The following is a 12,916-nucleotide window of genomic DNA, read 5'->3' on the forward strand; positions in this document are numbered from 1 at the left end:
TTAATCGGTTTAAAAACGAATATTATCAATGTATTTGATTAAATTTAGCCTATGAAAATGAGCACACAAGACCAGGTTCTTCCAGAACTAGATTTGGAAGTCTTGGAGCAAAAGGAAAATAAAATAGTCCTTTTTAATGACGAAGTAAATACCTTTGATCACGTGATAGACATGCTAGTAGCTGCCTGTGATCACACGCCTGTACAGGCAGAGCAATGTTCTCTTATAGTTCACTATAAAGGAAAATGTAATGTTAAAACAGGTGGTTATGATGATTTAAAACCGCGTTGTACCGCTTTACTAGAAGCCGGTTTAACTGCAGAGATTCAATAAAGATTTTGCTTTCCCCTTTTTATTCAATTAGAATAAAAACATAAAAAATGCCTGTTTATAGCAGGCATTTTGTGTGTCATGTGATTTCAGTATAGATTTTTAAAAACCTGCTAGTTGTTCATAAAAAGCACCGATCTCATTCTTACTATCAATGAGGTGAATCTCTATAATCCAGTAGCGATCCTTACCGCTCGTGTCTTTTTGATTCATAGGTGTATGATTTTCAGGATGTATGTAATTAGTCTTATCCTCACCATCCAGTTGTTCATGTGGGAAGTGACCTATTAAATGACCGGCGATAGGACCACCGTATTCCCATCCATTGTTTAGAGCTAGAATGGTGCAATACTGGTAGAGTTGTGCGCCAGTGATATCTGGGTTTTTAATTAGATAGTCATTGGCATCTTTCCACATGCTTTCTACATCGTGCATTAATTTTATCTTACGTATGTCATTACCCACTACATAAGTTCTACCAAAGTCTGCCTCCCAATCTTCTATAATAGGACCAAAGTCTATAAATAGTATGTCGTCCTCTTTAATAGTAAGATCTTCTGGATTTTCATCATAAGGATGTAGCGTGTTTTTACCTGCTCTAACTATGCGTTTGTGCCAGTATTTTTTGATTCCGAACAACTCATCTGCTAGTTCAAAAACTTCAGTATTAATTTGCTTTTCAGTTTTACCTGGTTTTATAAGTTCTTTATTTTCAATTTCTTGAAATAAAATCGCTGCTTTCTCTTCAGCTTTTTGAAGTTCTAGTAAGGTGTCTGTCATAAAGTAAAAATAATGTTCCATTAATATGCAGCATTATAATTTGCTTTAAATTAACTAAGCTGGGATTCTGTTATTTTAATTCATTAAGCTAAAACACTTAAGGTGTTAATTAATATATAAACTAACTATGATTAATAGTAATACTATTATGTTTGTTTGATAATTGAAAAATATGCATTCACTTCTTAAAAATCTAAAGGTTGAGATTAATGATAAATTATATCTTAAAGATCCAGAAAGCTCTGACTTAGGTAAGCGCATAGTAAGTCACAGTATAGAAATGATTTATGAATTGGGTTTTGAACAATTTACTTTTAAGAAGTTAGGTGTTATTATAAAATCTAATGAGAGTTCTATTTATAGGTATTTTGAGAGTAAGCATAAACTCTTACTATATCTCACCTCATGGTACTGGAGCTGGATAGAATACCAGTTGATTTTAGAAACCATGGTAATGACTACCGACCAGGATAAGTTAATTAAAGCGGTAGAGATTTTAACTCAAGAAGTTTCTCAAGATTCTAACTTCAGTCATATAAATGAAGTCCTTTTAAATAAAATAATCATTTCAGAGTTCTCAAAATCATATCTGACTAAATCGGTAGATCAAGAGAATAAAGAAGGTTTTTTTGCTATTTACAAACGCCTCGTGGTGCGACTTAAGGATTTAATTACTGCAGTAGATGCTACGTATAAATTCCCTTCTTCTTTAAGTAGTATGATTATAGACGGTGCTTTACATCAACATTTTCTTAAAGATCATTTTGCGGCAATCACAGACTGTAATAGTCATACCACACCTACCCATTACTTTTTAAACTTAATTAATCAACTTATTATCACAAATGAAAAAAGATAAAAATATACTCACAGCATGGCAGCGTTTAATGCGCATGTTAGAAGTTGATAGAAAAGATATTAGACAGATTTTTTACTATGCTATTTTTGCAGGAATAGTAGGGTTATCCTTACCACTAGGGATACAAGCTATTATTAACCTTATTCAAGGTGCGCAAATAAGTACCTCATGGATACTTCTTGTAGTTTTGGTAACTGCTGGTGTTGCCTTTGGTGGTGTGCTGCAAATTATGCAAATAAGAATTACAGAAAACATTCAGCAGAAGATTTTCACAAGATCTTCATTTGATTTTGCTTTCAGGTTTCCTAAAATTAGAATGAGTGAGCTGCGCGGCACGTACCCACCAGAACTAGCTAATAGATTTTTTGATACCCTTACTATACAGAAAAGTCTTTCTAAATTATTAGTAGATTATCCTACGGCGTTATTACAAATTTTATTGGGATTGCTTTTACTATCGTTTTATCACCCATTCTTTATCGTTTACGGTGTTTTACTAGTAGGTCTGGCTTATATATTATTTAAATTCACAGCCGAAAAAGGTCTAGAAACCAGTATTCTAGAGTCAAAAAGTAAGTATAGAGTAGCGCACTGGCTACAAGAAATCGCAAGGTCACTAGTTAGTTTTAAACTCTCAGGAGTGACTAATCATGCCGTGGAAAAAAATGATGCTTTAGTTTCAAATTACCTTAATTATAGAGAGCAACATTTTAAAGTTTTAGTACGACAGGCCATTCAATTAATAGGATTTAAAGTTTTAATTACTGCAGGATTATTAATTATAGGTGGTTTATTAGTTTTAAGTCAGGAGATGAATATTGGTCAATTTGTCGCAGCAGAACTTATTATCCTAATCATTATAGGTGCGGTTGAAAAAATAATCTCTGGTCTAGAGTCATTTTATGATATGCTTACTTCATTAGAAAAATTAGGGGAAGTCGTAGACAAAGAATTAGAACCTCAATCAGGAGAGCATCCCTTTGCTCAGGATCAAAGTTTTAGTGTAGAGTTGGATCAAGTAACTTTTACAGTACCAGAAAGAACACAACCTATTCTTAATAATATATCTTTAAAAATATCAGAGAACTGCACAATTTTAGTAAACGGCGCAAACGGTAGCGGTAAAGCCACCCTATTAAGGTTAATAGCTGGTATCATAGAGCCTACTCAAGGTAGTATTTATGTGAATAATTCAGACTTAAGAGGTCTAGATCTTAATTATTATAGAGCAAATTTAGGGCAATCCTTAAGTGAAGAAAGCCCATTTGAAGGTACTTTGAGGGATAACATAACATTTGGAGATGCTTCAGTTAATGACGAGCGTATTTACTGGGCACTAGAAAAATTAGGACTGGTTAATTATCTTAAAAAATTACCTAAAGGACTGGATACGGTCATATTTCCAGAGGGTAAACAATTAAGTTATACGGTAGCAAAGAAAATTGTTTTGGCGCGCAGTATCGTTAGATATCCTAAGATGCTTATTCTCAAAGATCCGTTAGATCAATTTGAAAAGGAAGAGTCTGCTAGAATTATGGACTTTTTAACTGATAAGTCTAATGGCTGGTCTATTGTAGTGGTTAGTCAGAATAGAGAATGGATGAAACGATGTGGTAGAATGATCACATTACACAACGGTAAATTAATCTTAGATCAATAACTATGCTTAATATTTCTAAAAATAAACTTTCAGAACAGCTGGACTTAAATAACTTTAAGGCTGGTAGAAGAGTATTGAAGCGCAAGCATTTTAAATTCTTCAATAGATTTTTAGGTGGTTTTGCCATATTTGCCATCATATTAATGTTTTTTCCTTGGACTCAAAATGTGAGTAGTAATGGATTTATTACCACATTAACACCAGATCAAAGACCATTAACGCTGCAGTCTCCTATTGCAGGTCGTATTGTAGAGTGGTATGTAAAAGAAGGTGATAGAGTGGTAAAAGGGGATACCATTTTAAAAATAAGCGAGGTTAAAAGTGAATACTTTGACCCTAATCTAGTAGATCGTACAGGACAACAAATAGACGCAAAATCTGCTAGTGTAGAATCGTATCGTGAGAAAATAGCCGCGCTAGATAACCAGATAGTAGCTATAAGAAGAGAGCGCGAGTTAAAGTTAGATCAAGCAAAAAATAAGTTGATCCAGTCCCGACTTAAAATTATTCAAGACAGTACAGATCTAGAAGCAGCAAAAAACGACGAGCAAATTGCTCAAACACAATTAACTCGTACAGAGACGTTAGAAAAAGAAGGTTTCAAATCTCAGGCAGACGTAGAAGAGAAAAACCTAAAAGCTAGAACAACCCAATCTAAAACAATATCTCAGCAGCAAAAGTTATTGCAAAGTAGAAATTCATTAATTAATGCAGAGATAGAGCTTAACCGCATAAGACAAGAATATGCTGAGAAGATAGCAAAGGCGAGAAGTGATCAGTTCACAGCACAATCGAGTCAGTTAGATGTAGAAGCGCAGGTCAGTAAACTAGAGACAGATCGTACTAATTATCAAATCAGAAACGACTTGTACTTTGTTACCGCACCACAAGATGGTTTTATAAATAAAGCAATAAAAGGTGGTATAGGTGAGACTTTTAAGGATGGAGAGGCGCTTATCAATATCATGCCTACTAATTATGATCTGGCTGTAGAAACATTTATCGAGCCTATAGATTTACCACTTATGCACGTAGGAGAAGAAGTGCGTGTGCAATTTGACGGCTGGCCAGTGATTATATTTTCAGGATGGCCTAACGCATCTTATGGAACCTATGGTGCAAAAGTCGTTGCTGTAGAGACCTTTATAAGTAACAATGGTAAATACCGTGTGCTACTTGCTCCAGATGAGGAAGACCATGAGTGGCCAGATGCCTTGCGTCCAGGTTCTGGTGCGCGCACCATTGCCTTGTTAGAAGATGTGCCTATCTGGTATGAATTGTGGCGTAAACTCAATGGTTTTCCACCTAATTATTACACACCTCAAACTACTAAAAAAGATCAGAATGGGAAGAAATAAATCATTCTCTATTTGTTTTACGATAGTGTTATTAATGGTTTCCTTAAGTGTGATGGCGGCTCCGCTTTCGCGAAAGCGAGACCTACAACAACCTCCAGAAACTATATCTCTAGATACTACGGTAATGAGTCTTAGAGAGTTTTTAGGCTACGTAAAAAAGCACCACCCAGTTGTAAAACAAGCAAATCTAGTAATAGACGAAGGTCAGGCACAATTGTTAAAAGCTCGTGGTGGTTTTGACCCTAAAATAGAGGTAGATTATAATCGTAAAGATTTTAAAGGAACAGAATATTATGACGAGTTAAGCGGCGCATTTAAAATTCCTACATGGTACGGTGTAGAGTTTAAAGCCGGTGCAGAGCGTAATAAAGGGGAGTTTCTAGATCCATCACTTACTGTTCCAGAAGATGGGCTTTACAGTGCTGGTGTTAGTGTACAATTAGGTCAGGGATTATGGATTAATGACCGTATGGCAACTTTGAGAAAAGCAAAGTTATTTAAACAACAAACCCAGTCAGAAAAAGATTTACTAGTTAATGCTGTTATTTATGACGCGACACAAGTTTACTTTGAATGGTGGCAAGCATCGCAAGAAATAGATCTATTTAATGGTATTTTAAAAAATGCCAAAACTAGATTAAGAGGTGTAAAACGCAGTGTAGAAACTGGAGATAAGGCCGTTATAGATTCTGTAGAAGCGCGCATTGCGGTTAAAAAAAGACTCTTGGGCTATGAGCAGGCAAAGATAGATTTTATAAAGAAAAGCCTAGAATTATCAAATTATCTATGGATAGATGACGTACCAGTAGAATTGCAAGAAAATGTGATTCCAGAAGAAGAACTTATTTCTCAAATAGATGCTGCACTAGAAATCATGGGACAGTCTCTAGATCTTTTTACGGTAGATAATCATCCTAAAATTCTAGCATTAAATCTTAAAATGGATCAGTTAGAGGTAGATAAAAAACTTAAAGCAAATAAATTGTTGCCTAAAATAGAAGCAAAATATGATGTTTTATCACCAGACTGGAATAACGCAAGCTCATATAAATTAAGTGATTATAAAGCTGGGGTGAAATTTTCTGTACCTTTATTTTTAAGGAAAGAACGTGGTGATTTAAAGCTAGCTCAAATTAAATTACAGGATGCAGAATATGATATTCTATCTTCTAGTCTAGCGATAGAGAATAAAATAAAAGGAATATTTAGTGAGATAGATTCTTATCTCGTGCAAAATGAAATCACACAAGAGATCGAGCAAGATTCTAGACTCATGCTCACTGCAGAGGAGCGTAAATTTGAATTAGGAGATAGCTCTCTATTTTTAATCAACTCTAGAGAGACTAAATTAATAGAAGCCAGTCTTAAAAGGCTAGAAGTAGGTATGAAATTATTGGGCTCAAAAGCTCGATTATTTAATAGCCTAGCTATAGTGCCAGAGAATTTATAACTAGCTGTTTAAACAGTTAGTTATTTCCTTGCGCTTTTTGTCTATGGTATTCTTTAGAACTCTCACTAGTCAGCTCGTTAAGTTTATTTAACTCTTCTTTAGTCAGGTCTCTATATGTACCATGCGCTACATCTAGAGGAATATTCATGATGCGCACACGTTTTAATTTAGTCACGCGATAGTCTAGATATTCACACATGCGACGTATCTGTCTGTTAAGTCCTTGTGTGAGAATTATTTTAAAAGTCTTGCGACCTATTTGTTCCACTTCACATTCTTTAGTAACCGTATCGAGAATAGGTATTCCAGATGCCATTTTTCTAATAAAATCCTCATTAATTGTACGGTCTACGGTAACTATGTATTCCTTACCATGGTTGTTACGAGAGCGCAATATCTTGTTCACGATATCGCCGTCGTTAGTAAGTAAAATTAATCCTTCACTCATTTTATCCAGTCTACCGATAGGAAAAATACGCGTAGGGTAGTTGATAAAATCTATAATATTGTCTTTTTCAACACGTGTGTCTGTAGTACACACAATACCTACAGGCTTGTTAAAAGCTATGTAAACAGGCTTTTCTTTCTTCTTAGAGATAGATTCTCCATCTACAGCAACAGCATCATTGGGCATTACTTTAGTCCCCATTTCTGGTACTTTACCATTAATAGTTACACGTTCTTGCTCGATTAATTTATCTGCAGCGCGACGAGAGCAAAACCCTTGCTCACTTAAGTATTTATTAATACGTATTCCTGTAGTTTCTGACATGTTGCAAAGGTAGGATTTTGTACCATATTTTACATTCTACTTTTACACTTTAAGGATTATATATAATTGATAAATCCTTGATCATTAATATACCCATGTAACAAAATAAGTATCGCGACTACTTATAGTTAAACGCTATCATTATGGAAACGAACCAAAACAACAATCCAAATCAACAACAACAACAACAACAACAATATGGGCAACCTTCTGGTTCACAGCAATACCAGCAGCATTATTATAATTACATGCCTACAGATAATTTAAGCACCTTTGCGACTTTACACCTCGTAAAAGGTATCTTAACCATACTATTTTCATTATTCTTTCTATTATATATGTTTATAGGTACTGCAATGACGTTTGCACCTATGCAAGGCGATGTAGATATGCCTTTTCATCCAGGTAATATCTTTGTTATTATAGGTGGGATAGGGTTTTTAATAACAGTGACTATTGGGATCTTGACACTCCTCGCAGGTAAATACATTAAGGAAAGACGCAATTACAACTTCATTTTTGCGATAGCTATCATTAACTGTATCACAGGAGTTTTGGGTATTGTCTTAGGTATTTTTACCATATTAGATTTGAATAAACCTCATGTACAAGCTCAGTTTCAACCTGGTTATGATCCCTTAAATCCGTTAGGTAATATTCAGTAATATTTGTGTTTCGCTTTCGCGAAAGCGGAATCTACATCCATCTTTAATTAATTACCTATTTCTTTAATCAATTTGAGAGATGATAGCAGTACCTTTGCAGTTAGAAATTAAATAGATAATGACTTTAGAACAATTCCTTACTGACATCTTATTCAAAGACCTAGACTACAAAGTTACTGAAGATGGCGTGCACGTTTTTCCATCAGAATCCTTCAGAGAGGTGATAGAAAGAAGTATGAAAAATGGTGTAGGAATGTACAAAGTACTCGTTTGGAAAAATGATGAGGTGGAGCAAGTTCTTACACACGATCAGTTTCTTAAAAAAGCAACTGATTTAAGATGGGCAAAAACTGCTTATTTTAAATATGCTCGAGAAGATGCAAACTATCACTTTAGTGGAGAGTTTAAAGTATCTGAAAAGTTATTGCAACGTGCGGCTTTGTTTGTTCCCAAAGTGAAGAAAAAAGACGAAGAAGAGGAGTAATCTTCTTAATTATAGCATTCAAAAACCAGCCGTTAGGCTGGTTTTTTAGTTTTCACTAATTGATATGCAGTATTCACTCAATCTGACTAGAAAGGATGCTGTAAATCATATACTTTTATTTTGTAAATTTAGTAACACTTAGATAGTTACTTGTAAAATTGAAGTATTATGAAATCATACCAAATCAAATTTGACAATACCTGTGACGAAGACTGGAGCCAGATGACGCCTGATCAAAAAGGTAGATTTTGTGACTTATGTTCAAAAAGCGTTATCGATTTTACAGGAAAAACTCCTGAAGAAGTATTGGTGTATTTAAAAGCAAATAAAAACACTTGTGGTAGAATGTCTTCTAACCAGTTAAGACAGCCAGTAATAATAGCAGATAAAGACTATTTCCAAATCCCTTATTCTAAGACAGCAGCCAGTTTAATGATGGCAGCAAGTTTAGGCGCAGTCACTTTAGGTAATGGGCAAACTAATCCTTTAAAAGTTACAGAGCCTTTTGAAAAGGTGATCGATACTTATCAAGATGGTAAGGAGAATAAAGCAGTAGTTAATAAAAATGTGGCAGTAAATAACGCTTCTATAGAAACAGCTACAACTTCTAGAGTTGAAGAAATTGTTCAAATAAAGGGTATTATAAAATCTAAAGAAAATAGAAGAAACATAGAAAATGCAAAAATCACTTTTTATGGTCTAACTGATTATGTAACCACCTATTCTGACGCGCAAGGGAATTATGTTTTAAAAGTCCCTACTCATTTAATTAAGGATAAAAACTTAGTGAGTTATGAGTTTAGTGATATAAAGGCAATAGAAAGAGAAGACAACGGTCTTATATATAATCCTCATTTTGAATTTAAAAACGTAATTATCTCAAAAACTGATTTAGGAAAGAATCAAGATGTTCTAGCTAGTTATATGGTGATGATGTTAGGAGGTGTAAGCCATTATAGAGTTTCTGATCCTCAACCTTTAGTGCTAGTAAATGGAGCGAGAGTTTCTTTTAATAAATTTAAAAGAAATAGGTATGGTAAGGACACTGACATAAATTTTGAGTCTATGCATAGTGTTTATATTGAAGAAAACATGGCTAAGGAATTATTCGGTAGTAAAGCTAAAGATGGCGCTTATCTTTATTATGATAAACTGAGCAAATAATTACTTCACAATATCTCTCAATATTTTAATATGATGGTGCGTGTGTATTCCCATAAATTTAATCGTGTCTTCTAAGTTTAACCATCCAAAAAGTGGGTGTCTAAAAGTCTTATTACTAGGTAAAGTATTAAGGTTTTTTATAGCCTTTTCAGCTTTATCGAGTTCTATTAATAGTTCTTCTTTAGTCTTGATATTTTGCGGTAAGGTTTGTTTAGGTGCGCGGCCTTTACCTCTAGGTATGTAACCAGTTTTCATTATTATGAATTTGGTAAAAGAAAATTTAGGTTGATAATCTCCAGGATTAGAGTGTTCTAATACCTCGCATATGGAATTTAATATTTGTAAACTATGATCTATGTGCCAGTAAGTTCCTTTTTTAGAAACTTTATTATTTTCTATATCTCCTTTGTTTATAAAGGGTTTAATTTCAGTTAATTGATTGTATAATTGATCTGACATAATGGAGTGGAGCATTTAAATTAATATACGTTAAGTATCATTACTTCCCGATTTTGGAATAGAATAGTATCTCCCTTTTTTTTACTTTTTAATGCCTGTCCTATAGGTGAAGATAGAGATATTGCAAAGCAATCTATATGATTAACCACTAGTTTTCCCATTCCGGCGCCTATGTAAAAATAACCGGACGGAAGTACAACAAGGGCTCCTGGTTCTATAAAGGAGCATTCTTTATCAGGATCGATGCGCAGTAGTTGATCTAGGATAATAGATGTTTCTGCTCGTTGTCTTTTATAGAGTTCTTCTTCATTTTGAATCATCGCTCTTCCTGTCTCATATTTATCACCAGCGCTACTTTTAGTTTCATTGCGCTTTGCATCCATCAAAGAATCTAGATTTTTTTTTATAATAGATAATCGTTCACCTACAGTTTCTAGACAGTAAGTGTTGATAGCTTTTTTAAATTCAGGAAAATCGATAGTACTCATATAAAAGTAAATATAGAATAAAAAAAGTCTCGTTTTAAACGAGACTTTTAAAATAAGAATAGTGTGTAATTAATTACTGCGTATAAATAAATCAATAATATGCACCACACCATTAATAGCTGTAATGTCTGTAGTAGTAACATTTGCTGTGTTCATTGTGCCGTCTGTGATCACCGTACCAGCACTTATATCTACAGTAAAAGATGTGCTAGGTCTTAAAGTGTTAACTCTTAAACCAGTACTAAGATCTCCAGAACGTAAACGGTCATTACCTACTACGTGGTATGATAAATCTTCGTCTATGTCTGTCTGACCTGTTATGTCTGCAATAGAATCAAACTCGTCTGTAGTGTTTAAGTCTACCAGTGCCTGAAATGCAGCATCGTTAGGTGCAACAATGGTATAAGGATCCATTAAAGTACCATCCGTATTAGAAAGGTCAGTTTCCAATCCATTTGTTTGTAAAGCTGCAGTCAGTTCACTGAATTCTGGATTTGCAGCAATTAAAGAAAAGACAGTCGGTAATTCTATCACAGTATCTACTATGTGTACGACGCCATTATCTGCGTCGTTATCTGCATCTATAATAGTTGCGTTACCGTTTAATAGAATAGAAGTACCTGTTTCAATAAATAAATCTAGAAATTCTATCTCGTCATCTTTACCTAGTGTTTTTATATAATCGGTAGTCATTACATCGGTAGTAACCTCGGTCGTTAATGTATGATATTGAAGGATATCCCTTAAGTCTGCCACAGGAATATCATCTATACTAGCGATACCGTTAGCGGTCAGGTAATTTGCAAAAGCATTATTGTTAGGAGCAAATAAAGTATAAGTAACTGAAGAATTAAAGGTAGTATTTAAACCTGTTCTTATAAGTGCAGCGTTTAACATGCTTAGATCTGCATTGTTTTCTGTCTGATTGAGTATCGAGTTAACGCCAGGTATTATATTACCACCATCATCTGCATCTTCACAAGCGGTAAATAATAAAGCTACAGTAGCAAAAATAGCTATGGTGTATTTCTTAAAAGTATTCATTATTTTCAATATTCTTTTTCAGCTTGCAAAATAACGAAATCAAAGCATTTATATTGCTAGTTGCAAGTGGAAACTCTCGTTATTTTTGATAGAGAAAGTACTTGTAGCGATAAGAAAAATCTAACACGTTAAAAACTCTTATAGTTGACTCTTATTGTATTTTTGCACCATGGCAAAAGTAGTAGTAGGACTTTCTGGTGGCGTAGACTCAAGTGTAGCGGCACATTTATTAAAAGAACAAGGTCATGAGGTGATAGGTCTCTTCATGAAAAACTGGCATGATGACACCGTTACTATAAGTGATGAGTGCCCGTGGTTAGAAGATTCTAACGACGCAATGCTGGTTGCAGATAAACTAGGTATCCCTTTTCAAACAGTAGATTTAAGTGAGCAATATAAAGAGCGCATAGTAGATTACATGTTTGACGAGTATGCGAGTGGGCGCACGCCTAATCCAGATGTGTTGTGTAATCGCGAGATTAAGTTTGATGTCTTTATGGATATTGCACTGGAACTAGGTGCAGATTATGTTGCAACGGGACATTATTGTCAGAAAACAACTACCGTAGAAAACGGTAAAGAAATACATCACTTAATAGGTGGAGCAGACGCAAATAAAGATCAAAGCTATTTTCTTTGTCAGGTGTCTCAAAAACAACTAGCTAAAACTCTTTTTCCAATAGGTCATCTTCAAAAACCTGAGGTAAGAGAAATAGCTGCTGAGCAAGATTTAATTACCGCAGGAAAGAAAGATTCTCAAGGATTGTGTTTTATAGGTAAAGTAAGATTGCCAGATTTTTTACAACAGAAGTTGCAAGCAAAAGCTGGTGACATTGTAGAAATAGATGCACAAACCAGTCGTGATAAAATGCTAGAAGTAAATGCTGCTGCAGATTCTGGCGAGGGGAATGAATTGGTTACGCTTTCGCGAAAGCGTAAATATCAACCTACAGACGGGAAAAAAGTAGGAGTACATCAAGGTGCTCATTATTTTACTCGTGGACAGCGCAAAGGACTAGCCGTAGGAGGTACACCAGAGCCTCTTTTTGTTATAGAGACAGATGTAAATACCAATACTATTTATGTAGGTCAGGGAAAACAACACCCAGGTTTATACCGTCGTGGATTATTTGTAACAGCTGCAGAGACGCACTGGATAAGAGAAGATCTAGAAATAGCAGTAGGTGAGACCCTAGATGTTATGGCGCGCATACGATACAGACAGACTCTAGAGCCGGCAACTTTGCACCGCACAGAAGATGGTCTTTATGTCATTTTTAATGACGAGCAAAGCGCGATCTCTCCAGGTCAGTTTGTAGCATGGTATCAAGATAATGACTGTTTAGGTTCTGGGGTAATAGCTTAGTATCACGCAAATTGTGATAGAATAAGTGTAAATTTAC

General features: G+C 34.8%; 14 protein-coding genes. 9 read left to right on the forward strand and 5 right to left on the reverse strand.

The window, feature by feature from the left end:
- Positions 1-57: 57 nt before the first annotated feature.
- Positions 58-333 (forward strand): ATP-dependent Clp protease adaptor ClpS, encoded by a 276-nt coding sequence (locus ACJJVN_RS04625; RefSeq protein WP_104515618.1) that lies wholly within the window; start codon positions 58-60, stop codon positions 331-333.
- Between the two features lie 99 nt (positions 334-432).
- Here the strand turns inward: ACJJVN_RS04625 and ACJJVN_RS04630 are convergent, their stop codons facing one another.
- Positions 433-1,110 carry a M24 family metallopeptidase gene (locus tag ACJJVN_RS04630; protein WP_104515501.1) on the reverse strand — a complete coding sequence of 226 codons (678 nt, stop codon included), beginning with the start codon at positions 1,108-1,110 and terminating at the stop codon, positions 433-435.
- A 172-nt stretch (positions 1,111-1,282) separates the two neighbouring features.
- Here ACJJVN_RS04630 and ACJJVN_RS04635 point away from each other — a divergent pair, with 172 nt between their 5' ends.
- From ACJJVN_RS04635 to ACJJVN_RS04650, 4 genes are read left to right on the forward strand one after another with little or no spacing between them, the layout of a single operon-like run.
- Positions 1,283-1,969, forward strand: coding sequence for a TetR/AcrR family transcriptional regulator (locus ACJJVN_RS04635; protein ID WP_405377292.1), 687 nt, complete (start codon positions 1,283-1,285; stop codon positions 1,967-1,969).
- Positions 1,956-3,629, forward strand: coding sequence for a peptidase domain-containing ABC transporter (locus tag ACJJVN_RS04640; protein ID WP_405369538.1), 1,674 nt, complete (start codon positions 1,956-1,958; stop codon positions 3,627-3,629). The genes ACJJVN_RS04635 and ACJJVN_RS04640 overlap by 14 nt, the downstream gene beginning before the upstream one ends.
- Before the next feature lie 2 nt (positions 3,630-3,631).
- Positions 3,632-4,987, forward strand: a complete 1,356-nt coding sequence (locus tag ACJJVN_RS04645; RefSeq protein ID WP_104515498.1) for an HlyD family secretion protein — start codon at positions 3,632-3,634, stop codon at positions 4,985-4,987.
- Positions 4,974-6,437 (forward strand): TolC family protein, encoded by a 1,464-nt coding sequence (locus ACJJVN_RS04650; protein WP_104515497.1) that lies wholly within the window; start codon positions 4,974-4,976, stop codon positions 6,435-6,437. Before ACJJVN_RS04645 ends, ACJJVN_RS04650 begins: the two co-directional genes overlap by 14 nt.
- Before the next feature lie 16 nt (positions 6,438-6,453).
- On the opposite strand, the gene rluF is transcribed toward ACJJVN_RS04650, so the two are convergent.
- Positions 6,454-7,209, reverse strand: a complete 756-nt coding sequence (gene rluF / locus ACJJVN_RS04655) for a 23S rRNA pseudouridine(2604) synthase RluF (RefSeq protein WP_104515496.1) — start codon at positions 7,207-7,209, stop codon at positions 6,454-6,456.
- A gap of 143 nt (positions 7,210-7,352) precedes the next feature.
- On the opposite strand from rluF, the gene ACJJVN_RS04660 reads away from it, so the two are divergent.
- The 3 genes from ACJJVN_RS04660 to ACJJVN_RS04670 all read left to right on the forward strand — a co-directional run bounded on the left by ACJJVN_RS04660 (position 7,353) and on the right by ACJJVN_RS04670 (position 9,522).
- Complete coding sequence (locus tag ACJJVN_RS04660; RefSeq protein ID WP_405377293.1) at positions 7,353-7,874, forward strand: hypothetical protein; 522 nt, start codon at positions 7,353-7,355, stop codon at positions 7,872-7,874.
- Between the two features lie 118 nt (positions 7,875-7,992).
- Complete coding sequence (locus ACJJVN_RS04665; RefSeq protein ID WP_104515494.1) at positions 7,993-8,358, forward strand: hypothetical protein; 366 nt, start codon at positions 7,993-7,995, stop codon at positions 8,356-8,358.
- A 168-nt stretch (positions 8,359-8,526) separates the two neighbouring features.
- Positions 8,527-9,522 (forward strand): hypothetical protein, encoded by a 996-nt coding sequence (locus tag ACJJVN_RS04670; RefSeq protein ID WP_405377294.1) that lies wholly within the window; start codon positions 8,527-8,529, stop codon positions 9,520-9,522.
- On the opposite strand, the gene ACJJVN_RS04675 is transcribed toward ACJJVN_RS04670, so the two are convergent.
- From ACJJVN_RS04675 to ACJJVN_RS04685, 3 genes are all read right to left on the reverse strand, one after another.
- Positions 9,523-9,981, reverse strand: coding sequence for a hypothetical protein (locus ACJJVN_RS04675; RefSeq protein WP_405377295.1), 459 nt, complete (start codon positions 9,979-9,981; stop codon positions 9,523-9,525).
- Between the two features lie 20 nt (positions 9,982-10,001).
- Positions 10,002-10,469 (reverse strand): transcription elongation factor, encoded by a 468-nt coding sequence (locus tag ACJJVN_RS04680; protein ID WP_405377296.1) that lies wholly within the window; start codon positions 10,467-10,469, stop codon positions 10,002-10,004.
- Positions 10,470-10,538: 69 nt separating this feature from the next.
- Positions 10,539-11,513, reverse strand: a complete 975-nt coding sequence (locus ACJJVN_RS04685) for a fasciclin domain-containing protein (RefSeq protein ID WP_405377297.1) — start codon at positions 11,511-11,513, stop codon at positions 10,539-10,541.
- Positions 11,514-11,682: 169 nt separating this feature from the next.
- Between ACJJVN_RS04685 and mnmA the strand changes: the two genes are divergently transcribed.
- Positions 11,683-12,879: a tRNA 2-thiouridine(34) synthase MnmA gene (mnmA, locus tag ACJJVN_RS04690; protein ID WP_104515489.1), complete on the forward strand. Its 1,197-nt coding sequence runs from the start codon at positions 11,683-11,685 to the stop codon at positions 12,877-12,879.
- Positions 12,880-12,916: the final 37 nt, after the last annotated feature.

It is taken from the genome of Nonlabens sp. Asnod3-A02, from assembly GCF_045063755.1.
Taxonomy (GTDB): domain Bacteria; phylum Bacteroidota; class Bacteroidia; order Flavobacteriales; family Flavobacteriaceae; genus Nonlabens; species Nonlabens xylanidelens.